Annotated in this window: 19 protein-coding genes, 1 tRNA gene and 1 pseudogene; 10 read left to right on the top strand and 11 right to left on the bottom strand. The window is 69.7% G+C overall.

Translation table 11 applies throughout. The features are described 5' to 3' along the window. Positions 1-41 precede the first annotated feature (41 nt). The 4 genes from ACNFOC_RS26480 to ACNFOC_RS26465 all read right to left on the bottom strand — a co-directional run bounded on the left by ACNFOC_RS26480 (position 42) and on the right by ACNFOC_RS26465 (position 5698). A complete protein-coding gene (locus ACNFOC_RS26480) occupies positions 42-1613 on the bottom strand; it encodes a carboxylesterase/lipase family protein (RefSeq protein WP_416961582.1) in 1572 nt (523 codons plus the stop codon). Between the two features lie 107 nt (positions 1614-1720). Beyond that, positions 1721-3202, bottom strand: a complete 1482-nt coding sequence (locus ACNFOC_RS26475; protein ID WP_416961581.1) for an MFS transporter — start codon at positions 3200-3202, stop codon at positions 1721-1723. Positions 3203-3307: 105 nt separating this feature from the next. Then, positions 3308-4558 (bottom strand): sensor histidine kinase, encoded by a 1251-nt coding sequence (locus ACNFOC_RS26470; protein ID WP_416961580.1) that lies wholly within the window; start codon positions 4556-4558, stop codon positions 3308-3310. Between the two features lie 102 nt (positions 4559-4660). Further along, complete coding sequence (locus tag ACNFOC_RS26465) at positions 4661-5698, bottom strand: zinc-dependent alcohol dehydrogenase (RefSeq protein ID WP_416961579.1); 1038 nt, start codon at positions 5696-5698, stop codon at positions 4661-4663. Positions 5699-5951: 253 nt separating this feature from the next. Here ACNFOC_RS26465 and ACNFOC_RS26460 point away from each other — a divergent pair, with 253 nt between their 5' ends. Next, entirely contained in the window at positions 5952-6455 is a 504-nt protein-coding gene (locus tag ACNFOC_RS26460) for a MarR family winged helix-turn-helix transcriptional regulator (protein WP_416961578.1), read from the top strand. 35 nt (positions 6456-6490) lie between these two features. Here the strand turns inward: ACNFOC_RS26460 and ACNFOC_RS26455 are convergent, their stop codons facing one another. Together ACNFOC_RS26455 and ACNFOC_RS26450 are read right to left on the bottom strand one after the other, a co-directional pair. Next, complete coding sequence (locus ACNFOC_RS26455) at positions 6491-7303, bottom strand: SAM-dependent methyltransferase (RefSeq protein WP_416961577.1); 813 nt, start codon at positions 7301-7303, stop codon at positions 6491-6493. A 90-nt stretch (positions 7304-7393) separates the two neighbouring features. Continuing rightward, positions 7394-8218 carry an alpha/beta hydrolase gene (locus ACNFOC_RS26450; RefSeq protein WP_416961576.1) on the bottom strand — a complete coding sequence of 275 codons (825 nt, stop codon included), beginning with the start codon at positions 8216-8218 and terminating at the stop codon, positions 7394-7396. A 201-nt stretch (positions 8219-8419) separates the two neighbouring features. Between ACNFOC_RS26450 and ACNFOC_RS26445 the strand changes: the two genes are divergently transcribed. Beyond that, positions 8420-9205, top strand: coding sequence for a sulfite exporter TauE/SafE family protein (locus ACNFOC_RS26445; protein ID WP_416961575.1), 786 nt, complete (start codon positions 8420-8422; stop codon positions 9203-9205). A gap of 33 nt (positions 9206-9238) precedes the next feature. Then, positions 9239-9988 (top strand): cobalt-precorrin-6A reductase, encoded by a 750-nt coding sequence (locus ACNFOC_RS26440; RefSeq protein WP_416961574.1) that lies wholly within the window; start codon positions 9239-9241, stop codon positions 9986-9988. On the opposite strand, the gene ACNFOC_RS26435 is transcribed toward ACNFOC_RS26440, so the two are convergent. From ACNFOC_RS26435 to ACNFOC_RS26420, 4 genes are all read right to left on the bottom strand, one after another. Continuing rightward, positions 9972-10457 (bottom strand): hypothetical protein, encoded by a 486-nt coding sequence (locus tag ACNFOC_RS26435; RefSeq protein ID WP_416961573.1) that lies wholly within the window; start codon positions 10455-10457, stop codon positions 9972-9974. The genes ACNFOC_RS26440 and ACNFOC_RS26435 overlap by 17 nt on opposite strands. 43 nt (positions 10458-10500) lie before the next feature. After that, on the bottom strand, positions 10501-12579 hold the full coding sequence (locus ACNFOC_RS26430) for an MDR family MFS transporter (RefSeq protein WP_416961572.1): 2079 nt from the start codon (positions 12577-12579) through the stop codon (positions 10501-10503). Positions 12580-12676: 97 nt separating this feature from the next. Next, positions 12677-13450 carry a precorrin-6A synthase (deacetylating) gene (gene cobF, locus ACNFOC_RS26425; protein ID WP_416961571.1) on the bottom strand — a complete coding sequence of 258 codons (774 nt, stop codon included), beginning with the start codon at positions 13448-13450 and terminating at the stop codon, positions 12677-12679. Positions 13451-13539: 89 nt separating this feature from the next. Next, entirely contained in the window at positions 13540-14061 is a 522-nt protein-coding gene (locus ACNFOC_RS26420) for a DUF309 domain-containing protein (RefSeq protein WP_416961570.1), read from the bottom strand. 99 nt (positions 14062-14160) lie between these two features. Between ACNFOC_RS26420 and ACNFOC_RS26415 the strand changes: the two genes are divergently transcribed. From ACNFOC_RS26415 to ACNFOC_RS26385, 7 genes are all read left to right on the top strand, one after another. Continuing rightward, a tRNA-Pro gene (locus ACNFOC_RS26415) sits at positions 14161-14234 on the top strand. A gap of 279 nt (positions 14235-14513) precedes the next feature. Continuing rightward, positions 14514-17630, top strand: a complete 3117-nt coding sequence (locus tag ACNFOC_RS26410; protein WP_416961569.1) for a discoidin domain-containing protein — start codon at positions 14514-14516, stop codon at positions 17628-17630. A gap of 254 nt (positions 17631-17884) precedes the next feature. After that, positions 17885-21445, top strand: coding sequence for a choice-of-anchor D domain-containing protein (locus tag ACNFOC_RS26405; RefSeq protein ID WP_416961568.1), 3561 nt, complete (start codon positions 17885-17887; stop codon positions 21443-21445). A gap of 65 nt (positions 21446-21510) precedes the next feature. Continuing rightward, positions 21511-23484: a glycoside hydrolase family 99 protein gene (locus tag ACNFOC_RS26400; protein WP_416961567.1), complete on the top strand. Its 1974-nt coding sequence runs from the start codon at positions 21511-21513 to the stop codon at positions 23482-23484. A 132-nt stretch (positions 23485-23616) separates the two neighbouring features. Then, positions 23617-24264 carry a hypothetical protein gene (locus ACNFOC_RS26395; protein ID WP_416961566.1) on the top strand — a complete coding sequence of 216 codons (648 nt, stop codon included), beginning with the start codon at positions 23617-23619 and terminating at the stop codon, positions 24262-24264. Between the two features lie 73 nt (positions 24265-24337). Then, a complete protein-coding gene (locus ACNFOC_RS26390) occupies positions 24338-24751 on the top strand; it encodes a DUF6153 family protein (RefSeq protein ID WP_416961565.1) in 414 nt (137 codons plus the stop codon). 73 nt (positions 24752-24824) lie between these two features. After that, positions 24825-25460: a DUF305 domain-containing protein gene (locus ACNFOC_RS26385; RefSeq protein ID WP_416961564.1), complete on the top strand. Its 636-nt coding sequence runs from the start codon at positions 24825-24827 to the stop codon at positions 25458-25460. A gap of 50 nt (positions 25461-25510) precedes the next feature. Here the strand turns inward: ACNFOC_RS26385 and ACNFOC_RS26380 are convergent. Then, positions 25511-25704 (bottom strand): annotated as a pseudogene (locus ACNFOC_RS26380) (DUF5954 family protein); the annotation flags it as partial.

Below are 25704 nucleotides of genomic sequence, written 5' to 3'. Positions count from 1 at the left end.
GGGGAGAGGGGGCCTGCGGCCAAGAGGGGCGTGCGGTCGCGTTACCCGGGTTGTCCGGTTCGCTCGGCCAACGTCAGCGCACCGAAGGCATACCCCTCCCACACCCGCCGCGAGGCCTCCTCCGGATACGCCGTGACCACGGACTCCGCGTCGAGTACCCGCACCGACCGCCGCTCGCTGTCGTACGCGGGCCAGCCCGGGTCGCCCGTCCTCGCGAACGCCGTCCAGGACGCGCGGAAACGGGACGACAGCTCCAGCGCCTCGGGGGAGGGCTCGACATCGGCGAACAGCAGGTTGCCCAGGTCGGCGGTGAACGTGCCGAACAGCAGCGGGATGTCGAGACCGTGGCAGGCGCCCAGCACTCCGCCCAACCCCGGGGCCGGCCAGGTGAGTTCGTAGACGTGCACGCGTCCGCCGGCGGCGACCTGCGCATCCGCCAGGTGCAGACAGGGCATGCGGAACGTCCGGTCGGAATGGACGAGTTCGTACAGCTCGCCCGGTGAGGCGTCCGGGAAGGCGCCGCGATAGGCCTGTTCGGCATCGGGACCCGGCCCGAACCGGCGCAGCGCGGATGCCGCGTCCTCCTCGGTGATCTTCCCGAGTTGGCCGCCGAGCACGGTGAACAGACGGAACTCGTCCCGGTTGTGACCCAGGATCAGTTCCACGTCCCGGGCCGCGCCCGCCGCGACACCCTGCCAGGGCGTGGTGGGCAGCACCTCGCCGTCGACGACGGGCGCGAAGGGGCTCAGCGTGTGGGCGAGGCCGCCCCACCGGTCCTCGTACTGGTGCATCTTGGAGGTCAACGTCTCGCCCGCCGTGGGCAGTTGACGCGGGTCCACGGTCGCGAGGTCGGCGGCCGTGGGGCGTAGGCCCGCCTCGGCGGCGATGGCGGACGCGATGTCCTTGGCCAACTCGTCGGAGAAGAACGGGCCCGGCACACTCTGCGCGATGGCCCGGCGGAACAGTCCGGCGGCGCTCGGCATGACCAGCAGCGAGGCCACCGACCCGGCACCGGCCGACTCGCCGAAGACGGTGATCTGTCCGGGGTCGCCGCCGAACGCGGAGATGTTCTCCCGCACCCACTCCAGCGCGGCGACCTGGTCGAGCAGTCCGCGGTTGGCGGGGGCGCCGTCGATCCGGGCGAACCCCTCAATCCCCACACGGTAGTTGAAGGTCACGACCACGACGTCGCCGTCCCGCGCGATGCGCTGCGCGTCGTAGCCGGGGCTGCCCGCGTGTCCCAACTTGTAGGCGCCGCCGTAGATCCACACCATGACCGGCCGGCGGGCCGCCGGACCGGGAGCGGGCGTCCACACGTTGACGGTCAGCCAGTCGTCGCCCGTCGCCGCCTCCAGCACGCCCCGGCGGCCCTGGAATCCGGACTCCTGCGGGGGCGGCGGACCGAAGTCACCGGCCTCGCGCACGCCGTCCCAGCCGCGCACGGGTCGCGGTGCCTGGAACCGGGCCTCCCCGACGGGCGGTTCGGCGAACGGGATGCCGCGGAAGACCGCCAGCCCGTCCTCCAGCCGCCCGCGCACCGCACCGGCGCCGAACCGCACCACGGGTGCGTCGGCCGAACCGGTCGCCGTGTCACGGGAGTTGGGTGTCGTCATCGTGGACTCCTCGCTGTGTGCCGGGGGAACTACGGGCAGGCGGAGGGCGGTCGCCGTCCCGTATCACGCGGGACGGCGACCGCCGTGTGCTCGATGGCCAGAATGCCTCAGGCCTTGGCGTCGGCGACCTCGGGAGCCGGGGTCGGCTCCGCGTCGGCCGGTGCGTCGACCGCCGTACGGGCCTTGGGGATCAGGCTCGCGAGGAAGAAGGCCAGCAGTGCGGCTCCGGCACCGATCGCCATGACCACCTTGAAGCCGTTCTCCGACGGGAGGGCGGTGCCGCCGAAGTCGGTGGTCATCTGGGCGAGGATCACACCGGCGATGGCGCTGGCGAAGGAGGTGCCCAGGGACCGCATCAGGGTGTTGAGGCTGTTCGCCGCGCCGGTCTGTGACGGGTCGACCGCGCCCATGATCAGGGCCGGCAGGGCGCCGTAGGTGAAGCCGACGCCGGCACCGATGATGCAGGACACCAGGACGAGGTGCCAGACCTCGGACATCAGCAGGATGTTGAGGGAGTAGCCGGAGGCGACGATGAGCGCGCCGATCATCAGGGTGACCTTCGGGCCCTTGGCCTTGGTGACGCGGGCGGACACGGCGGACATCGCCATCATGACCAGGCCCTGCGGAGCGAGCACCAGGCCGACCATCAGCATCGACTTGCCCAGGCCGTAGCCGGTCTGCGCCGGCAGTTGCAGCAGCTGGGGGAGGACCAGCGACATCGCGAACATCGAGAAGCCGAGGGCGATCGAGGCCAGGTTGGTGAACAGCACCTGCGGCTTCGCGGTCGTCCGCAGGTCGACCAGCGGCTGCGAACTGCGCAGCTCGTACCAGCCCCAGGAGAGCAGGATCGACACGGCGGCGATGCCGAGGATCAGCGTGGTCGCACTGGTCCAGCCCCAGTCGGAGCCCTTGGAGATCGCGAGCAGCAGGGAGATCAGTCCGGCGGAGAGTCCGAGCGAGCCGACCAGGTCGAAGCGGCCGCCGGTGCGGACCTTGGACTCGGGCACGATCAGCAGGACCAGCAGGAAGGAGACGGAGCCGAGGACGGCGGAGACCCAGAAGAGGAGGTGCCAGTTGTAGTGGTCGGCGATGAAGGCGGCCGAGGGCAGACCCAGGGCGCCGCCGACACCGAGTGAGGCGCTCATCAGGGCGGTGGAGCCGGCCAGCCGGTCGCTGGGCAGCACGTCACGCATGATGCTGATGCCGAGCGGGACGACCGCGGCGGCCAGACCCTGGAGCGCGCGGCCGATGACCATCGGGACCAGCGAGTCGGCCAGGGCGCAGACGATCGAGCCCGTCACCAGCAGGGTGATGCTGGTCAGGAGCATGCGGCGCTTGCCGAACATGTCGCCGAGGCGGCCCACGACCGGGGTGGCCACGGCGGCGGCCAGCAGAGTGGCGGTGACCGCCCACGCCGTGTTCGACGCGGAGGCGTTCAGGTACTTCGGCAGCTCCGGGATGATCGGGATGACCAGGGTCTGCATGAGCGAGACGACGATCCCGGCGAGGGCCAGCACCGCGACGACGGCGTTCGACCTCGGCGGAGCGGAGGAACCCGCTTCGGCGGGTCGGGCAAGGGCGTCGGACATGGCAGTGCCTCCATCGGAACGGGATGTGAAGAGAGGGGACGAGCAGGAACAGTCAGCGGGGAACTGGCTTGCTTGACTCACTCAACCATAATGAGATTGATTGAGTTAAGCAAGTGCATTCTGGTCGGGTGTCTCGGCCGGGGTCCCGGTCCGGGGGAGAAGCGGCAGTTCGGTGACGACCTCGAAGCCGCCCTGGGGCCGGTGTCCCGCGCGGAGCCTGCCACCGGCGGACAGGGCGCGCTCGCGCATGCCGATCACGCCGTAGCCGTCGGCCGGGGCGGGGGAGGAACGAGTCGTGGGGGAGGCGAGAGCCGTCGTACCGCCGTGATCGGTGACGGTGATGCCCAGCCGGTCGTGCGAGTAGCTGAGCCGCACCTCCGCCGAGCCGGTGCCCGCGTGCTTGGTCACATTGGTGAGCGCTTCCTGCACGATGCGGTACGCCGTGAGGTCCGCACCGGCGGACAACGGCCGTGGCCTGCCTTCGGTGTTGACGGTGACGGAGAGTCCGGCGGGCTCGAACGAGGCGGCCAGCTCGGTGAGTTGGGCCAGTCCGGGCGCGGGTCCCGACGGGGTCTCCGAGTCGTCGGCGTGACGCAACAGGCCGACGGTGGCCTTGAGTTCGCGTACGGCCGACAGGGTGGTGACCGCGAGTTCACCGGCGATCCGCTCGGCCTCCTCGGGCCGGCTGCGCATCAGCCGTACGACCGTGCCCGCTTGGAGATTGGCCAGGACGAGGTGATGGGCGACGACGTCGTGGAGGTCGCGGGCGATCCGCATGCGTTCCTCGGTGACACGGTGCCGAGCCTCTTTCTCCCGGGTCCGTTCGGCGTGTTCGGCGCGGGCCTGCACCGCCTCCAGGTAGGCGGCGCGGAGCCGGGTCGTGGTGCCGAGGGAGGTCGGCAGCAGCAGCCAGACGGCCGGGCCGAGCAGCTTCAGGACCAGCGGTTCGGTGTCGGGTCCCACGATGAGGGCCGTGCCGACCAGCAGGGCGATGGCGGAGGCGGTGAAGAGGTTCGCGGTGGTCCGGTCGGAGAGCCGGGCCAGGGTGTAGAGCGCGACCATCAGCGGTCCGATCACCAGGACCGTGAGGATGTAGCCGAGCGCGGCCACGGTCATGGCGCCGCAGAGGGCGACCACCACCGTGGTGCGCGGCAGGGTGCGCCGCCACAGCAGGGCGAGGGCACAGACGCCCGTGGCCAGCACGCCCGGCCACCACGGAACGGTCAGATCGCGGCCCGGGAGCGTCAGCACGCTGCCCGGGAAGGAGCAGGCGAAGAGGGTGGCGGCGATGACCAGGTCGACGGTGCGGGGATGGCAGCGCAGCAGTCGTGGCAGCCGCCGCAGGCGGTTGATCATGGCGTGGGGATCATGGAGTGGGGGTTCCTGTCCGAGGAGGCAGGCCGTCCGCGGGTTCCCGCCGTCGGCCGCGGCCGACGGCGGGAACCCGCGCGCCCGCGACTACTCGTCGAAGGTGACGACGATCTTCTCCGCCGCGCCCGGCGTCAGCGCGAGCTCGAAGGCCTGTCCGACCTCGGCGAAGGGCACCCGGTGGCTGATCAGCTTGGCGAACCGCTCGTGGTGCTCGACGATCTCCCGCGTGACCTCGAAGATCTCGGTGGGGTAGCCCTGCGAGGCGATCAGTGTCAGCTCGCTGCGCAGCATCCCGCCGAGGTCGATGTCGGCGCCCTTCTTCTGTACGGCGACCATCACGAGCTTGGCGCCCCACTTCGCGGAGTCGACCGTGGTGTTGACGACCGCGGCGACACCGGCGGCGTCGATGTAGATGTCGGTACCGGGGCGGGGCTGGCCCAGCGCGTTGGCGGCCTGGCCGTGCAGCTCGGTCAGCCGGGCGGTGACGTCCTCCTCGGCGGAGTTGATCACGGCGTCCGCGCCGACGGCGAGCGCGGTCTCCAGGCGGGAGGGGATGACGTCCGCGACGACGACGTGCTCGACCCCGCGCAGCTTCAGCCAGATGGCCGCGCCCAGACCGATGGGCCCGGCGCCGAAGATGACGACCTTGTCGCCGGGCTTCGCCTCCGAACGGTTGACGGCGTGCCGGGCCACGGCCATCGGCTCGTTGAGCGCTGCGACGTCGAACGGCACGGTGTCGGGGAAGACGGTGACGCTCTTGCCGATCTCGCAGTCCTCCAGCAGGAGGTAGTCGCTCATGGCGCCGTGCTTGCCGCCGCAGCCGATGATTCCGCTGGGGGCGCCCTGCGGGTTGACGACCACCCGGTCGCCGACCTTCAGACCGTCGACCTCCGCGCCGACCTCGACGATCTCGCCGGCCGGCTCGTGGCCGAGGGGGACCGGGACCATGGCGCCGCCGGCTCCGAAGGGGCCGCCCCCCAAGTGCAGGAAGAAGGTGTCGGTGCCGCAGATCCCGCAGGCACGGATCTTCATGAGGGCGTCCTTCGGCCCTGGTGCCGGGCGCTCGACGTCCACCACGTCGATCTTGTCTACGGCGCCGGTCTGGACGGACTTCATCGTGGCCATGAATGGACTCGCTTTCCATGTGCGTGAGGGGTGTCACCGGCCCCGGCGGCGGACGGGGGGAGTGCTCCGGCCGCCGGGACCGGTGACGGCGCCATACTCCGTCCCCACGGCGTACGGCGCGACGGGGACACCTCCGCTCAGGCGGCCCCAGCTCTTGGCTTGCTTGAGTTAGGCAACCATAAATGAGTTACTTGAGTCAAGCAAGCGTTACCGACCTTGCTTAACTCAGGCAAGTAGCTGTTACGGTGGACGCATGTCCACATCGCCACCCGTGGCAGCGTCCGTTCCGGAGGACGTGGCCGAGATCGAGCGGGTCCTCACCCGTATCGCCTACCTGGCAGGGCGGGCCCGGCAGCACGAGCGTCTGATGGCGCTGGCCGGGCTGCCGCTGGACCGGGCCGCCGTGGCGATCCTCCGGTACATCGCCGAGAGCGAGCCGATGCGCCCCGGAGTGCTGGCGGTCCGGATGTCCGTGGAGGCCTCTCATGTCACGCGCCAGCTACGGCAGTTGGAGCAGCTCGGCCATGTGGTCCGCATCCCGGACCCCGACGACGGCCGCGCCCAGCGCGTCCAGCTCACCGACAGCGGCCTGGCCGCCGTCAACCGCATACGGGACGCGAGCCGCCGCGGCATCGAGGTGGCGTTGATCCACTGGTCCGCCGAGGACCTACGGCAGCTCGCGGGCCTCTTCCACCGGCTGGTCGACGACTTCGTCACCTATGCCGAGGCCGCCGTGGACGTCGAGACGTCCGCCTGACGGCTCGGGAACCCCGCGACCGCTCCCCGGGAACCTCAGACCTTGAAGCCGACCCCGCCGTACAGCGAGATCGGCCCCTCGCCGAGCGCGGTCTCGCCCTCCGCGAGTTCGGGGTGCCAGTCGGACACGGAGACGATGCCGGGGTCCATCGGCTGAAGTCCCTTGAAGATGCTGCTCACTTCGGCGTGCGAACGGGCCACCAGCGTTACCCCGCCGGCCGCGTAGGCGGCAATGCCGCGCTCGACCTTCTCCCGTTCGAAGTCGGCGGTCATGGCGGAGACCACCAGGCAACTGCCCGGCGCCAGCGCGTCGATGAGGGTGCTCACCAGCTCGTGGGCGCCGTCCTCGTCCGGGATGAAGTGCAGCAGGGCGATGAGGGACAGGGCGATCGGGCGGTCGAAGTCGAGGACGCGGGAGGCCTGTTGGAGGATGGTGAGCGGTTCGCGGGCGTCGGCCTGGAGGTACTCCGTCGCACCCTCGGGCGTGCCGCGCAGCAGCGCCGCCGCGTGGGCGAGGACGATCGGGTCGTTGTCGACGTACACGACCCGCGCGTCCGGCGCGGTCGACTGGGCGATCTGATGGAGGTTGGGCGCGGTCGGTATGCCGGTGCCGACGTCCAGGAACTGACGGATGCCCGATTCCCGGACGAGCATCCGCGTCGCCCGCTGCATGAACCAGCGGTTGGCACGCGCGGTGCGCGGGGCGCCCGGGTCAAGTGACGTGATCTGCCTGCCGAGTTGCTCGTCGACCGGGTAGTTGTCCTTGCCGCCGAGGAACCAGTCGTACACCCGCGCCGGATGCGGCTTCGACGTGTCGATCCGCTGGCCGGCCGGCTCTGTCCCGGTCACGCGACGCTCCTCTGCTGGACTGCGCACTACGACGACACCCACGGGCTGCGTGCTGCGATCCCCATGGGCTGTGCGAGAAGTCTGGCACGGTCATGGCGACCGGGTGGTGCCGTTCAACACCCCGTCCAGGAAACGGATCAGGTCCGCGAAGACCTCCGCGCGGTTCGTCTCGTGGAACACCTCGTGGCGGGCGCCCGGATAGACGTGTTCGGTCAACTCGCCCCCGCTCAACCGCTCCACGCCGACACGGCTGCCGTCGAGCGGGACCAGCCGGTCGTCACCGCCGTGCAGCCAGAGCAGGGGGAGCGCGCCGATGTTCCCCGACTCGGCCACGTTCTCCAGGGTTTGAGCGAAGGCCTCCAGCGTCGGCCGCTTCATCGGACCGTGCCAGACCAGCGGATCCGCCGCGTACGCCGTACCGACGCCGGGGTCCCGGGACAGTGCGGCCGGGTTGATCGGGATGTCGGGGATCACGTCGAGGGCGAGCAGCCGGCCCGGCAGTTCCCAGCCGCCGATGACCGGCCCGGACAGCACGAGCGCGGCCAACTCGTCGCCGTGGCGCTGCGTGAAGCGGGATGCGATCAGGCCGCCCATGGAGTGGCCGATCAGGACGAGGGGGACGCCCGGGTACGTGGCGCGGGCCAGTTCGGCGACGGCGTGGAGGTCGGTGACCACGTCCTCGAAGTCCCCGATCAGCACGCGCTCGCCGGCCGACGTGCCGTGGCCCTGATGGTCGGGGCCGAACACGGCCGCGCCGTGGTCCAGCAGTACGGCGGCCAACTCGGCGTACCGGCCGAGGTGTTCGCCGTATCCGTGCGCCACGAGGGCCACGTAGCGCGGGTGTTCGTGCGGCCACTCGTGGGCGGTGATCGTGCCCCTGGTGCCCGTGAGGGTGTGCTCGCGGGTGTCGGCCATGTGTCCTCCGTGTCCTCCGGCGGTGTCGGGAAGGTCCTGATCCCGGGTGATCTTCCCAGGTGGCCGCGCGGACCGACACCGCTCCGCACCGGTCGAGCGCCACTGGTGCCCCGGTGGTCGGCGGCTCCCGGAACTGGCAGGGGCCACCTGACGAGACACTCCTTACGCGGGGAGATGTATGGACATACCATCGGCCCTCGCATGAACACGATGACTCTCTGGCACATGTCCGGCTGGGAATTTGCCGCCCTGGCCGCCGCGGCCCTGCTCGTCGGCTTCTCGAAGACCGCCGTCAGCGGGGCCAACACGGTCAGCCTGGCGATCTTCGCGGCCGTCCTGCCCGCCCGCGCCTCCACCGGCGTACTGCTTCCGATCCTGATCGTCGGCGATGTCCTCGCCGTCCTCACCTACCGGCGGCACGCCCACTGGCCCACCCTGTGGCGGCTGTTCCCGGCGGTCGCGGCGGGAGTCGTGATCGGGACGCTGTTCCTGGTGTGGGCCGACGACGCGGTCGTACGGACGTCGATCGGGGCGATCCTGCTGTTCATGGCGGGGGTCACCCTGTGGCGCCGGCGCACGGCGGAGGCCTCACCGGAGGCTGATGACGAACCGGACTCCGTCGCCACCAGGTCCGGCCGGGCGAAGGCGCGCTCGTACGGTGTGCTCGGCGGTTTCACCACGATGGTCGCCAACGCCGGCGGCCCGGTGATGTCGATGTACCTGCTCTCCGCGGGCTTCCGGAAGCTGGGCTTTCTCGGGACGTCGGCGTTCTTCTTCCTGATCGTCAACGTGACCAAGGTGCCCTTCAGTGTGGGCCTCGGCCTGATCGACGGGCACTCCCTCATGCTTGACGCGGCGCTCGCGGCGTTCGTCGTGCCCGGTGCGTTCATCGGCAAATGGGCTGTGAACCGAATCAACCAGCGATTGTTCGAGCAACTCGTGATCGCGGCGACGATCATCGGCGGACTGCAACTGCTCCTCCGCTGACCCCTCGGCCCCGTGACCTCGTACGCTCACCGCATGTCCCCGCACATCCTGATCCTCGGCGGCACCACCGAGGCACGTGAGCTGGCCGCCGAGCTGACGGCCCTTCCCGAAGTGAGGGTGACCACGTCTCTCGCAGGGCGGGTGTCACGGCCGGGGGCGCTGGCCGGAGACGTGCGGATCGGCGGTTTCGGCGGAGCCGAGGGGCTGGCCGAGTGGCTGCGGGAGCACCGCGTGGACGCCGTCGTCGACGCCACCCACCCCTTCGCGGAGTCGATCACCGCGAACGCGGCGCGGGCCGGTGCGGCGACCGGGCTGCCCGTCGTCGTGCTGCGCAGGCCCGGCTGGCAACCCGGTCCCGGGGACGACTGGCACACGGTCGCCTCCCTGAGCGAAGCAGCCGAGGCACTGCCCGCACTAGGGCGCCGGGTACTGCTCACCACCGGCCGCCTCGGACTCGCGACCTTCGCCCACCTCGCCCGACTGCACTTCGTCGTACGGTCGGTGGAGCCCCCCGAGCCCCCGATGCCGCCGGACGTCGAAGTGCTGCTGGCCCGCGGGCCGTTCACGGTGGCCGACGAGACGGCGCTGCTCCGCGAACACCGGATCGACGTGGTCGTGACGAAGGACAGCGGGGGAGCGGCAACCGCGGCGAAACTCACGGCCGCACGGGAGGCGGGCGTCCCGGTCGTGGTCGTACGACGACCGCCGCTGCCGGACGGGGTGAGCGCGGTGCCTGATGTTGCCGGGGTGTTGGATGGGCTGGGGTTCAGCCCGGGGCGATGACCGTGGCCCGGAGACGGTCCACCGTGCGCAGGACCTCGTCCCGGTTCTTGGCGCTCTTGATCCAGGCCGGGAGGCGGGCGACCAGCGTCATCTTCTGCCCGGTGTCGTACCAGGGCGCGCGTTCGCGCAGATCGGCGGCGACGAACCGCCTGATCAGGTCCAGGTGTTGGAGGTTGTACGCCCACAACTCTCCGTGTCTGGTACCGGTCCGCAGCCACAGGACAGGGCAGGAGCAGTCACTGGAATACCGCGAGGAGCGGCACGCGCCGATGTCGATCCGGCACAGGCCGCAGGACCGGCAGACCACGCGGGTCTGCGGATACCTCCTGCCGTCGGCGTCGGGAGGGGTGCACGGACGCCGTTCGAAGTGGGCGATCCGCTCGCAGCGCGGGCAGCGGACCAGTATCGACGACGCGAAGTCGGCGCGGTCGGCACGCGGGTCGCGGAAGCGCACGGGCGTCGGGGACATGCCCCGAGTATGACCGGAGCCACTTTCACCGGTCACCCGGTTTTCACGGCGCCGAACTCGACTCCAACTCCGCCGCGCGCTGCGGCAGTCCGGAGGTCAGGTCCTCCACCAGGAGGCGCTTGGCGATGGAGTCGACCGCGGCGCGCAGGTCCGTGCCCGAGGGGCGGCCGATGTCCTTCTGCACCCGGTCCTCCAGCCAGTTGCCCCACGCCTTGCCGATGACCTCGGCCTCGCGTTCGCCCGCCGCGGTGTGGGAGAGGAGGTAGCCGTCGCGGGTCAGATAGCCCTCCTCGACCATGCGGTCGAAGACCGGGAGGAGTACCTCCGGAGGCATGTGGCGGCGCGCGGCGATCAGGCCCAGACTCGCGTGGCCGACCATTCTGCCGAACAGTTCGACCTGCATCACGGCCCAGGCGCCGGCGACGTCCAGCCGGGTGTCCGAGTCCGTGATGATCCGCCGGGCGGTGTCCAGGTCCGTGCTGCCGATGACCTTGCCGACGGCCGCTTCGAGGAGCCGTTGCGAGTCCCCGCCGCGCGGTGACGCGAAGCCCTCGCCCATGTCGGTGGATCCCATCCGCGCGCTGTCGCGCAGCTGTACCTGCTTGAGGAACAGGGCGACGACGAAACCGATCACGGCGACCGGGACCGTCCACCGGAACACCGTGTGGATGGTGTCGGCGTACGCGGTGATGATCGGCGCGGCGGCGGCGTGCGGCAGCTTGTGCAGGCCCTCGGGGCTGGTCGCAGCCTTGGTGATCACGGCCGGGTTCAACGCGCTGGCCTTCGCGGCCTCGGCGATCCCGTCCTTGAGGTTCGGGCCCAGGCTGTTGGCGTAGATCGTGCCGAAGACGGCCGTACCGAACGAACTGCCCAGCGTACGGAAGAAGGTGACGCCGGAGGTCGCGGTGCCGAGGTCGGTGTACTCGACGGTGTTCTGCACGGCGATCGTCAGCACCTGCATGCACAGCCCGATGCCGGTGCCGAGCACGAACATGTACACCGATTCCAGGAACGCGCCGGTGTCCGGGCCCATGAGGGACATCAGGTACAGCCCGACGCCCATCACCGCAGAGCCGATGATCGGGAAGATGCGGTACTGGCCGGTCTTGCTGACCACATTGCCGCTGAAGACGGACGCGATCAGCAGCCCGATCACCATGGGCAGAGTCCGCACACCGGAGATCGTGGCCGAGTCGCCGTCGACGTACTGGAGATAGGTCGGCAGATACGTCAGCGCGCCGAGCATCGCGAAACCGACGATGAAGCTGAGGATCGAGCAGACCGCGAACACCGGGTTCGTGAACAGCCGCATGGGCAGCATGGGTTGCTCGGCCCGGGTCTCCACCCAGCAGAACAGGCCGAGTGCGATCACACCGCCCACGAACAGGCCGATGATGGTCGCCGAACCCCATGCGTACTCGTTGCCGCCCCAACTCGTCGCCAGGATCAGGGAGCTCGCGCCGACCGCGACGAGTGCGATGCCCAGGTAGTCGATGACGGGCCGCATCGCCGACTTGACCACGGGGATGGTGCGGGCCGCCGCGATGACGACGACGACCGCGATGGGCACGTTGACGTAGAACGCCCAGCGCCAGGTGAGGTGGTCGGTGAACAGGCCGCCCAGCAGCGGTCCGATGACCGTGGCCACGCCGAACACCGCGCCGATCGCGCCCTGGTACTTGCCGCGTTCCCGCAGCGGGATGACGTCGGCGATCAGCGCCATCGCCGTCACCATCAGACCGCCCGCGCCGATGCCCTGCACCGCCCGCCAGGCGATCAGCAGCGTCATGTTGGTGGACAGACCGCACAGGAACGAGCCCGTGATGAACACGATCGCCGAGACCTGGAAGACCACCTTGCGGCCGAACAGGTCACCGAACTTGCCGACCAGCACGGTCGCCACGGTCTCGGCCAGCAGATAGGCGGTGACCACCCATGACATGTGTTCGGCACCGCCCAGGTCCGACACGATGGTCGGAAGGGCCGTACCGACGATGGTCTGGTCGAGGGCCGCCAGCAGCATCCCCAGCATGATCGTCACGAAGACGACGTTGCGGCGGCGGGGGTCCAGCACGGGGGGCTGCTGCGCGGAAGGCAGCGCGGTTTCCTCGGCGACTGTCACGAGGTCACTTTCACACCACCGGCCCCCTCATGCATACGGGGCGGTCCACTCGGGTGCCCCAGCCCCAGCCCCGGCCTTCAGCCCCGGTCCCTGCCCGCTACTCGCCCTTCGGGTGCCGACGCAGCAGATAGGTGTCCATGATCCAGCCCTTGCGCTCACGGGCCTCCGCGCGCAGCCGCTCGATGCGTGGAGCGGCCTCGGCTATCGGACCGGAGGCGAGGATCTCGTCCGGAGTGCCCAGATAGGCGCCCCAGTAGATGTCGATGTCCTGGTCGGCGTACCGCCGGAACGCCTGGTGCGCGTCCAGCATCACGACCACGTCGTCCACTTCCTCAGGGAACCCCTCGGACAACCGCCGCCCCGTGGTGATCTGCACCGGCCGGGCGACCCGGTTCAGCCCCGTGCGGTGCCGGGCGACGAGCGCCGAGACACTGCTGATGCCGGGCACGACGTCGTACTCGAACGCCACCGCACCCCGCTCCAGGATCTCCTCCAGGATGCCGAGCGTGCTGTCGTACAGCGAAGGATCGCCCCACACCAGGAACGCGCCGTTCTCGTCCTCGCCCAGCTCCTCGACGATGAGCCGCTCGTAGATGTCGGCGCGGGCACTGCGCCAGTCCCCGACCGCGGGGGAGTACGCGGCACCGCCGGCCTTCCGGTCCCGCTCCGGGTCCCGCGCCTCGACCAGGCGGTACGTCCCCTCCGTTATGTGCGCGTCGAGCATGTCCCGGCGAAGCCGCGTGAGGTCCGACTTCACCTCGCCCTTGTCGAGGATGAAGAACACGTCCGTGCTCCGCAGCACCCTGACCGCTTGCAGGGTCAGCTGCTCGGGGTCGCCCGCGCCGATACCGATGACATGAATCTTTCGCACACCCCCGAGTCTGCCCCACGCCACTGACAGCCCGGACACCGCACCGGCACGCATCGATACATACCGCGATGATGCGAACTCCTCGTCGGCTACGACGTCCCGCGCAGCCGAGGCGCCCGCGCCCGCGCGTCGATACTCCCGCCGCCCCGCTCCACATCGTCCCCGAGCCCCCGCGCCCAGGCCGCGACCCCCACGAGATCCATCCCGTACGGCCGCTCGCGCCCCGTCGCCGACGCCCACTCCTCGACGCCCCCGGCGCCGCGCCGCAGCAGCCGGGCGCCGCCGGTGATGTTCCCCCGGGCCGCGTGCGTGAGCCCCACGGCGAGCTGGGCGAGCCCGCGCCACAGGGCACGTTCCTCGTCCGGCCCCGACTTCCAGGCGTCCTCGAAGACCTCGTGCGCGTGGAACGGTTTCCCCTCGTCGAGCAGCGCCTGCGCCTCGACGACGGTCTCCTCCGGCGCCCGGACGACCCCCTCGGGCTGCCGTGCCACACCGTCCGCGTCGTACGGCAACGGCCGCCCGAGCCCGTCCCGCGGCCGGGCATTGCGCGCCCGCCCGTCGCCGTCCCGGTCCCGCGCGTCGGCCGTACCGTCTGAGGTCGTGTCGCTCATACGACGATTGTCCCGCGCCCGGGACCGGCTCCGGCGCACCCCCGGGCGTGGGGTAAAGTGCTGTTCGCGCGATCACACGGTTCTCCGTGGGAAGCGCACCGGGACGTGGCGCAGCTTGGTAGCGCACTTGACTGGGGGTCAAGGGGTCGCAGGTTCAAATCCTGTCGTCCCGACTCGACAGAGTCGTAGTTGAGGGGCGGTTTCGGAGAAATCCGAAACCGCCCCTCAATCGTTTCCGGGGACCGATGGGGGATCGGCCTTCCTCGACCGGCGTCAACGGGATCAGCAGGCACCGTCCGAGTCGGTCGGCAGTCCGATATTTGCGAATGCCCGCAAGTTACTTGCAGTGGCTTGCTGGATTCATTCTTTACTTCGTCGGAATCTAGCGGGGTCGATGAGGTCTCTGTACGGTCGGGGCGCCGGTCTCCCCCCACTCCGTGAAGGAGCCTCACATGCTGACGATCCTCAGACCCCGGCGACTGGCGGTGGCCGTCGTCGCCGCGGTCGGTGCGCTGTGCGTGTCCGTCTTACCGGCCGCCGCCACACAGCAGGCGCCCCCGGCCAAGGTGCCCCCGGCCAAGGCGGCAGCGAGCGCGGCGGTAGGTGCGACGACGCCGTTCTCCGTCTATGAAGCCGAGGGGGGAGCGCCCGGCGGCGGCGCGGCCGTCCGGTCGCTGACCTCGGCGCCGGCGACGCAGTACTCGAGCGCCGCACTGGAGGCTTCGGGCCATTCCTACGTCCACCTGGACGGCACGGGCCAGTCGGTGCGGTGGACGAACACCACCGGGCAGCCGATCTCCTTCCTCAACGTCCGCGCCAGCGTGCCCGATTCGGCATCCGGCGGTGGTGTCACCGGCACGCTGAACCTGTACGTCGACGGGGTCTTCCGGCAGGCGCTGAACCTCAACTCCCGGCAGAGCTGGGTGTATGAGGGCAACGGCAACTACAACACCAGCGACAACCAGAACCCGGCCGACGGCGACCCAAGGGTCTTCTGGGACGAGTCGCACACCTTCGTCACCGGGTCGCCGATCCCGGCGGGCGCCACGTTCTCGCTGCGCAAGGACTCCGACAACAGCGCCTCCTTCTACGACGTGGACTCCGTGGACGTGGAGAACCCGCCGGCGCCGCAGGCACAGCCCGCGAACTCGATCTCGATCACGAGCTGCGGTGCGGTGCCGGACGACAACCCGACCAACGGCGCGGCCGACAGCCAGGCCGTGGACAGCCGGGCCGCCATCCAGACCTGCATCGACCAGGCGCAGGACCAGGGCAAGACCCTGTGGATCCCGCAGGGCACCTTCTATGTGAAGGGCACCGCGGGACTGAACGCGCAGGGCATCACCATCGCGGGTGCCGGCCTCTGGTACAGCACGGTCTACCGTGACGTCCCGGTCCCCAACAGCACACCGCTGGCAGCCCTGTTCGACCTGACCTCCTGCACTGTGCGTAACTTCCACATCGACGCCAACGCCGTCAGCCGGAGCACCATCGGCGGGGACGGCGGCGCGATGGACACCACCGGCACCGACTGGCTGGCCGACGGCATCTGGACCCAGCACACCATGTCCGGCTTCTGGGCCTCCGGCACCGGCGGGACGGTGAAGAACAGCAGGCTGACGTCGATCTGGGCCGACGGGATCAACGTCAACAACGTGTCGCTGGGCGCGGACACCGGGAACGACCTGACGGTCACGAACAACTTCGTGCGCGGCACCGGGGACGACGCGATCGCCATCAACTCGGTGGCCTACAACACGAACAGCGACGGTTCCCAGACCCACTACAACCCGATGAGCGATGTCACCGTCAGCGACAACACCTCGATCGCACCCTGGGGCGGCAAGGGCATCGGGATCTACGGAGGCAGCGGCCACCAGGTCAAGGACAACTACATCAGCGACACCGCCCGTTACATCGGTCTGGGCGCCGGGCGCTTCGGTGTCAACGGCAGCGACCTGCTGTCCGCGACGGTGACGGGCAACACCGTGGTCCGCTCCGGAGGCAACGCCTACAGCCAGGGCCAGCCCGCCCTGCACATCGGCAACGGCGGCGACGGACAGAACACCGGAATCGTCGACAAGGTCACGGTGACCGGCAACACCGTCACCGACTCCCTCTACGACGGCATCGGCTTCTCCACCTCGACCAACACCCTGCTCCAGGACAACACCGTCAGCAGCCCCGGCCGTAACGGCATCGCGATCTCGCCGCCGTTCTACCCCGCCCCCACCGGCTCCGCGACGATAACCGGCAACACCGTCACGGGACTTGGCGCCGGCACCTCGGCCTTCGTCAACAACTCCACCGGATTCGTCGCGACGTTGAGCGACAACCACTGGCCGCCGCCCGCACCCGAGGGCCCCTACGGCGGCACCCCGGCAGCCGTGCCCGGCACGGTCCAGGCGGAGGACTACGACACCGGTGGGCAGGGGGTCGCGTACAACGTCACCTCCGTCAACGGCAACGCCAACTCCTACCGCGCCGACGGCGTGGACCTGGACAACACCTCGGACACCGGGGGCGGTTACAACCTGGGCTGGACCGGCGCAGGACAGTGGTTCCGCTACACCGTGGACGTCGCCACGGCCGGCACCTACACCCTCGACCTCCGCATCGCGGCCCCGTCCGCGGTGCCCGGCGCGCTGCACCTGTCGGATACCTCCGGCACGAATCTCACCGGAGCCGTCGACCTGCCGGCCACCGGCGACTGGCAGACCTGGGGCACCGCGACCACCCACGTGACCCTGCCGGCCGGTCGACAGATTCTGACGCTCGACCAGGACAGCGGCGGCTGGAACATCAACAACTTCAGCTTCGCCACGGGGAGTAGCCCACCGTCGGCCACCCTGACCGCGTCTCCCGGATCACTCACCTTCGCCGACCAGACGGTGAACACGACCAGCGCCGCACAGACCGTCAGGGTCACCAACTCCGGTACCGCCACTGCCTCGTTGACCGGAATCACCGTCGGCGGTGACTTTGCCCGGACCGACACCTGCGGCAACTCCCTTGCCGCAGGCGCGAATTGCGCGGTCTCGGTCACCTTCACACCCACCGCCGCCGGCACCCGCACCGGAACGCTCACCCTGACCGGCAATCAGTCCAACAACCCCACCACGGTGGCCCTTTCGGGCACAGGCACCGAGACCACGAGCACCAATCTCGCCGCGGGCAAGTCCACCAGCGAGTCCAGCCACACCGACGTGTACCCGTCGTCGAACGTGACGGACGGCAACCAGGGTTCCTACTGGGAGAGCGCCAACAACACGCTTCCGCAGTGGGTCCAGGTCGACCTCGGCTCGGCCCGGAGCGCCTCCCGCGTGGTCCTGCAACTGCCCGCCGGCTGGGGTGCCCGCACCCAGACCCTGGCCCTCGCCGGCAGTACCGACGGCACCACCTTCGCGACCCTGAAGCCCTCGGCGGCCCACACCTTCGACCCGGGCACCAAGAACACCGTGACGCTCACCTTCCCCGCCGCCACCCAGCGCTACTACCGCGTCACCATCACCGCCAACACCGGCTGGCCCGCGGGCCAGGTGTCCGAATTCCAGGTCTGGAACGCCTGACCCCGCCCGCCTCCTGACCCCACCCTCCCCACGGTGCCGCCGGACATTCCGTCCGGCGGCACCGTCATGTGCGCGGGGCACATGAGATCTTGCGGGCCGCAAATTTGTTTGTTGCAGAGTCCTGTCTAGTTATTGCGTGATCATGTCAACGATATTACGGTCCCCCATGCATCGTTGCCGACCCCCCGTCCCCCCTCCCTCTCCGGCGGTGCCAGCGGAACAGTTCCGGCATTTCGTTATGTAAGGAGTGGCACGTGTTCCATTCCATCCGAGACCTGAGACGAGCCCTCGCCTGGGCGGTCAGCACCGTGATGCTGGCGGCCGTAGGCGTCTTCGCCCTGGCCGCTCCACCCGCCGCGGCGGCGTCCACCGCCACCGGCGGCAGCGGAGCGAGCCTGCCGTACGTCGAGGTGCAGGCGGAGAACTCCGCCACCAACGGCACGTCCATCGGCCCGAGTTACACCCAGGGCCAGCTCGCCGACGAGGCGTCGTACCGCAAGGCGACGACGCTCCAGGGCACCGGCCAGTACGTCACGTTCACCACGCCGGTGGCGACCAACTCGATCAACTTCCGCTACAGCATCCCCGACACCTCGGGCGGCTCGGTCTACACCGCCGCGCTGTCGCTGTACGTCAACGGCGTCAAGCAGCCCGACTTCACCCTGACCAACGCCTACAGCTGGTACTACGGCAGCTACCCCTTCACCAACACGCCGGGCAGCAACCCGCACCACTTCTACGACGAGGCCCACCGCCTGTTCTCCACCACCTATCCGGCGGGCACGACCTTCAAGCTCCAGGTCGACGCGGGGGACACCGCCTCCTCCTACACGATCGACTTCGCCGACTTCGAGCAGGTCGGCGCCGCCCTGACCGCACCCTCGGGCGCGGTGTCGGTCACCAGCAAGGGCGCCGACGCGACCGGCGTGGCCGACGCGACCAGCGCGTTCAACGCCGCGATCAGCTCGGCAGGACCCGGCGGCACGGTGTGGATCCCGCCGGGCAGCTACAACATCCCGGGCCACATCAGCGTCAACAACGTCACGATCGCCGGCGCAGGCATGTGGTACTCGACCGTCATCGGCACGGCCCCCGGCTTCTACGGCAACTCGGCGCCCAACGCGAGTACCGGCGTGCGCCTCCAGAATTTCGCGATCTTCGGCAATGTGCAGGAACGCGACGACAGCGCCCAGGTCAACGGCATCGGCGGCGCGATGAGCGACTCGACCGTGTCCAACCTGTGGATCGACCACATGAAGGTCGGCGCCTGGATGGACGGACCGATGGACGGCCTGACGTTCACCGGTATGCGCATCCGTGACACCACCGCCGACGGCATCAACTTCCATGGCGGCGTCACCAATTCGAAGGTGACCAACAGCGAGATCCGCAACACCGGCGACGACGGCATCGCCACCTGGGCGGACTCGGCCCTCGGCGCCGACGCCAACGACACGATCTCCAACAACACCGTGTCCCTTCAGATCCTCGCCAACGCCATCGCGATCTACGGCGGCCACGACAACACCGTCAGCGGCAACCGCGTGGTGGACACCGGCATCGCCCAGGGCGGCGGCATCCACGTCGGGCAGCGCTTCACGTCGACGCCGGTCGGTACCACCACGATCTCCGACAACACCATGGTCCGGGCCGGCAGCCTCGACCCCAACTGGCAGTTCGGCGTAGGCGCGTTGTGGTTCGACGGCAGCCAGGGCGCAATCACCGGCCCCATCAACGTGACCAACGCGCTGATCCAGCAGAGCCCTTACGAAGCCGTCCAGTGGGTCGAGGGCACCATCAGCGGCGTCAACCTCAACAACGTGACCATCGCCGGCACCGGAACCTTCGCCCTCCAGGAACAGACCGGCGGCGCCGCCAAGTTCACCAACGTCACGGCCACCGGCGTCGGTTACTCGAACCCGGTGTACAACTGCTCGGGCGGCAACTTCGTCGTCACCGACGGCGGCGGCAACTCCGGCATCAGCGGCACGCCGTACTGCGGCGGCTGGCCCGCCCCGGTCTTCCCGCCCTACCCGTCCGAGGGCGTGACGGCCACGCCCGGCGCGCTCAACTTCGGTTCGGTGGCGACCGGTTCGACGAGCGCGGCGCAGACCGTGACGGTCTCCAACCCGACCAACACCGCCGCGTCCGTCTCCTCGATCTCCACCAGCGGCGACTACGCCCAGACCAACACCTGCGGTTCGTCGATCGCGGCGAACGGCTCGTGCACCGTCAGCGTGAAGTTCACGCCGACGGCGACCGGCAGCCGTAACGGCGCGCTGACCGTCAACGCGGGCGGCACCACCAACACGGTCAGCCTCTCCGGTACCGGCACCGCGCCGGGCCCGGTGCTGAACACCGACCCGGCGAGCGTGTCCTTCCCGGCGACGGTGGTCGGCTCGTCGGCCACCGCGCAGACGGTGACGGTGACGAACTCGGGCACCGCGTCGGCGACCGTCTCGGCCGTCGCGGCGACCGGTGACTTCAGCCAGACCAACAACTGCTCCAGCCTCGCGGTCGGCGCGTCCTGCACGGTGACCGTCGGCTTCAAGCCCACCACGGGCGGAGCGCGTGCGGGCAACCTGACCGTCACCAGCAACGCCAACAACAGCCCAACTGTCGTATCCCTGACCGGCAGTGGCATCGACAGCACCACCGACATCGCCGCCGGGCGCCCCGCGTCGGCGAGTTCGAGCAGCAGTCCGTACGTCGCCTCGAACCTCACCGACCCGGACGCGTCGACGTACTGGGAGGGCACGCTCGGTTCGTTCCCGCAGTGGGCCCAGGTCGACCTCGGCCAGAACTACGGCGTCGGCAAGGTCGTGCTCAAACTCCCGCCGGCGACGGCGTGGTCGGCCCGTACCCAGACCCTGTCGGTGCAGGGATCCACGGACGGCTCCAGCTTCTCCACGATCAAGGCATCGGCCGGGTACACCTTCGACCCGAGCGCCAACGGCAACACGGTGACCATCACGTTCAGTTCGGCCACGGCGAGATACGTGCGGGTGAACATCACCGCCAACTCGGGCTGGAACGCTGCCCAGTTGTCGGACTTCGAGGTGTTCCCCAGCAGTGGCGGCTCCTCACCGGCGACCCTGTCGGTCGACCCGACGTCGTTGTCGTATGCCACTCAGGCGCTCAACACGGCCAGCAGCGCGAAGACGGTCACGGTGACCAACACCGGTACGGCGGCGGCGACCGTCTCCGGCGTCACCGTGACCGGCGACTTCGCGCAGACCAACACCTGCGGGACGTCGATCGCGGCGGGCGCCTCCTGCGCGGTCAGCGTCACGTTCACACCCACCGCGTCCGGCACCCGCGCCGGTGACCTCAGCATTGCCAGCAACGCGTCGAACGGCACAACGACGGTTCCGCTGACCGGTGTTGGCGCCGGCACGGTGAGCAGGAACCTGGCGGCCGGCGCGGCCACCACCGAGTCCAGCCACACCGACGTGTACGCGTCGTCGAACGTGACGGACGGCAACCAGGGTTCCTACTGGGAGAGCGCCAACAACGCCTTCCCGCAGTGGGTCCAGGTGGACCTCGGTTCGGCGCAGAGCGCGAGCCGAGTCGTCGTCCAACTCCCCGCAGGCTGGGGTGTCCGCAACCAGACGCTGTCCCTGTCGGGCAGCACCGACGGCGCCGCCTTCACCACCGTCAAGCCGTCGGCGACGTACACCTTCGATCCCACCACCAACAACACGGTGACTATCACGTTCACCGCGACCACCCAGCGATATCTCCGGGTGAACATCACGGCGAACAACGGCTGGCCGGCCGGTCAGCTCTCGGAGTTCCAGGTCTGGAACACCTGACCTGACTTGACGGTGCCGCCGAGCGCGCGTGCGCTCGGCGGCACCGACCACTGAAAGGAGTCGAGATGGGTGTCACCCGCAGAGTCTTCTTGAGAGCCGCGATCGCGGCCACCGCGGTGGGAGCCGTGGGCGCGACCGAGACCGCACTCGCCCCCACCGCGTCGGCGGCCAGCGGGCCGGGCGACGTCGTCGGCAAGATCACCGTCGGCTACCAGGGCTGGTTCGCCTGTATCGGCGACGGCGCGCCCATCAACGGCTGGTGGCACTGGAGTCAGGACTGGGGTCAGCCGCCGTCCCCGACCAACACCAACATCACATGCTGGCCCGACGTGCGGGAGTACACCAACACGTACCAGACGTCGTACGCCGCCCTGGGCAACGGCCAGCCCGCCAAGCTGTTCTCCTCGTACGACCAGCAGACCGTGAACACCCACTTCCTGTGGATGCAGCAGAACAACATCGACACGGCAGCCCTGCAACGCTTCAACCCCACCGGCGGCGAGGGCCCCACGCGCGACGCCATGGCGACCAAGGTGCGCAGCGCCGCCGAGTCGTACGGGCGGAAATTCTACATCATGTACGACGTCTCCAACTGGACGAACATGCAGTCCGAGATCAAGACGGACTGGACGAACAAGATGTCCGCGCACACGGCGAGTTCGGCCTACGCGAAGCAGAACGGCAAGCCTGTGGTCTGTATTTGGGGCTTCGGCTTCAACGATCCCAACCATCCCTTCACTCCCGACGCCTGCCTCGACGTCGTCAACTGGTTCAAGAATCAGGGCTGTTACGTCATCGGGGGCGTCCCGCGTGAATGGCGGACCGGTACCGGGGGCTCGCAGCCCGGCTTCCTGGGTGTCTACCACGCCTTCAACATGATCTCGCCGTGGATGGTCGGCGCCATCGGCAACGTGGCCGAGGCCGACAACGCGTACACCACCTACACCGTCCCCGACCAGGCCGACTGCAACGCCAACGGCATCGACTTCCAGCCCTGCGTCCTGCCCGGCGACGTCTCCGGCAGGCAGCGCGCGCACGGCGACTTCATGTGGCGGCAGTTCTACAACATGGTGCGGGCCGGGGTGCAGGGCATCTACATATCGATGTTCGACGAGTACAACGAGGGCAACCAGATCGCCAAGACGGCCGAGACCCAGGCCTGGGTGCCCACCAACTCCGGGTTCCTCGCCCTCGACGAGGACGGCACCGTCTGCTCCTCCGACTACTACCTGCGCCTGACCGGCGACGGCGGCCGCATGCTCAAGGGCCTGCTCGCGCTGACCCCAACTCGTCCCACCCAGCCGGTGGTTCCGAACGGAGGCGACACCACCCCGCCCGCCGCGCCGGGTGGCCTGACCGTCACCGGGCACAGCAGCGACTCCGTCTCGCTGAGCTGGAACACGGCGACCGACAACGTCGGCGTGAGCGGCTACCGCGTCCTGCGGGTCTCCGGCCCGACCAGCACCCAGGTGGGCACGACCAGCTCAACCTCCTTCACCGTCACCGGACTTGGCGCGTCAACGGCGTACACCTTCGACGTCGTCGCCCACGACGCGGCGGGCAACGTCTCGCAGCCCTCCAACCAGGTGACCGTCACGACCGAACCCCCGTCCAGCACCACCAACCTGGCGCTCCACAGGCCCACTTCGGAGAGCAGCCACACCCAGACCTACGCCTCGGGCAACGCGACCGACGGTGACACCAACACCTACTGGGAGTCCGCCAACAACGCCTTCCCGCAATGGGTCCAGGTCGACCTGGGCGCCGCGACCGGCGTCCGACGGATCGTCCTGAAACTTCCCCCGGCCACCGCCTGGGCCACCCGCACCCAGACGATCTCCGTCCAGGGCGGCACGGAGGCCGGCACCACCACCCAACTCCTCGCCGCGGCGGGCCACACCTTCGACCCGGCGACCGGGAACACCGCGACCCTCACGCTCCCCGCCACCGTCACCGCCCGCTACGTACGGCTCGACTTCATCGCGAACACCGGCTGGCCGGCCGGGCAGGTCTCGGAGGTCCAGGTCTTCGGCGCCTGACTCCCGTACGTCCGGTGGGGGTGTCGTCAGGAACACCCCCGATCCGGTCCTCAGGCCCAGGGACCGTGCGTGCCGTCGGCGGCAGGATTCATGACGTACCGAATCCACCACACGGAAACTCCGGGGGACCCCATGAACGAAATGTCTGCCAGGCGTCTGGCGGGCGGTGCGGGCATCGCCGCCGCCGTCGCCCTCATCGTCGAAGTGCCCCTGTACTTCGTCTACTCGGGCCCGCCGCCGGACGCCAACGTGCTGGCCAGGCTGCTGATCGGGATCGTCGCGCTGGCGTTCCTGCTCGTGTTCGTGACCGCGTTCCGCGACCTGGTGAAGCGCGTGAATCCCGAGTACGAGTGGGCCGGTTCGATGGCCTTCACGGCGGGGCTCGTCTACACGACGATCACGCTGGTCTCCAGCGGGCTGGAGGCCGGCGCGGTCATCGCCGCCGACCATCCGATCGACCCGACGATCGACGTCAGCGGCACCTACATCCTCTACGGCTCGATCTCCCGGCTCATGCTGGCGTTCTTCCTGACCGCGCTGGGCTTCGCCGTCTCCCGCACGGAACTGCTGCCGCGCTGGACCGCCAGGTCGGCCTACGTCCTGGCCGTGATCAACCTGGCCTTCGTGCCGTCCCTGTTCTTCGGGAACACCCCCGCGCACTTCTACGCGGCGAACGGCTGGGGCTCCACCGCCCTGATGGGCGCGATCCTCAGCTACTGGCTGCTGGCCCTCGGAATCTCCACCTACCGCAGCGCCAAGGCACCGGCCCTGCGGCCCTGACAACCGCGCCGGCAGCCGCACCGACAGAGGTGCCGGGTGCGGGCCGAATACCCGGGGTGGGTATGGTGGCCCCATGGCCCGTCCCGAGCAGCCCGTAGGACCGCACCCTCGCGTGCGGTCCTACGGGCTGCTCGTGGCCGTCCTGCTTCTCGGCTTGCTCGGCATGCACGGGCTCGGGCCCGTTCCGATGGCGGAGCCCGCGTCCGGGCACGCCGTGATGGTCACGACCACGGCGACGGGCGAGACGGCGTCGACGCCGGACGCCTGCGACCACGGCTCGGGCGACTGCGGCAGCCACATGGAGCACGCCGACGCGACCTGCGCCTCCGCGTCCGTCGCCGGTGCCCCGGCCGTGGTTCCGGTGCTGCAACCCGATGTGGCGACCTGCGCCGAGGTGCCCGATGGACGTCCGTCCGGGGCGGGCAGTGGTCCCGACGGGGGCCGGGCCCCGCCCTCCCTCGCCGAACTCCAACTCCTGCGGATCTAGAGCGGCCCGCGCGACACGTCACCGTGCGCGCACCGGCATGCCCTGAACGGATCCACACACCAGGAGTTCCACCATGACCGCACAGCGCAGGTTCGTCCGTCGTACCGTTCTCGCCGTCACTGCCTCGGTGGCCGCCCTCACGCTCGCCGCGTGCGGCAGCGACGGCGACGGCAAGGCGAGCAGCGGTACCGCGTCCGCGTCCGCCACCGCCACCGCGACCGGCGGCCACAACGCCGCGGACGTCTCGTTCTCGAAGGACATGATCCAGCACCACCGCCAGGCCGTGGAGATGGCCGGACTGGCCGCCGGCCACGCCTCCTCGGCGCAGGTCAAGAGCCTCGCCACGAAGATCGAGGGCGCACAGGCCCCGGAGATCAGGACCATGTCCGGCTGGCTCACCTCGTGGGGCGAGCAGGTCCCCCAGGACATGTCCGGCACGGACTCCGGCATGGACCACGACATGTCGTCGTCCGCCACGCCCGGGATGATGAGCGACGCCGACATGGGCAAGCTGGAGAAGGCCTCCGGCGCCGACTTCGACACCATGTTCCTCACCATGATGGTCGAACACCACGAGGGCGCCATCGACATGGCCAAGACCGAGAAGGCGGACGGCAGTTACGCCCCCGCCACCGAGCTCGCGGCCGACGTGATCACGGCCCAGAGCGCCGAGATCGAGCAGATGGACAAGATGCTCGGCAAGAGCTGACACCACCGGGGAGGAGGGCGGGGCCGGCCGGTCCCGCCCTCCTCCTGGGCTCAGGCCTCGTCGGCGCCCTCGCGCCGTCGCCGCTGTTCCTCGAACAGCCGTAGGAACTCCTTCGCCTGTTCCTCCGCGACGCGGCGCTGTTCGGTCTCCTCCTCGTTCAGCACCCGGTACTCGTCGAACACGCCCTCCTCGCGGAGCTGCTTCTCCTGGACGGCGCTGGGGAGTTCGGGGTCGGGGTCGGAGG

The sequence above is a fragment of the Streptomyces colwelliae genome (assembly GCF_048158785.1).
Lineage (GTDB): Bacteria > Actinomycetota > Actinomycetes > Streptomycetales > Streptomycetaceae > Streptomyces.
This window is presented reverse-complemented; position numbering and strand designations above follow the sequence as displayed.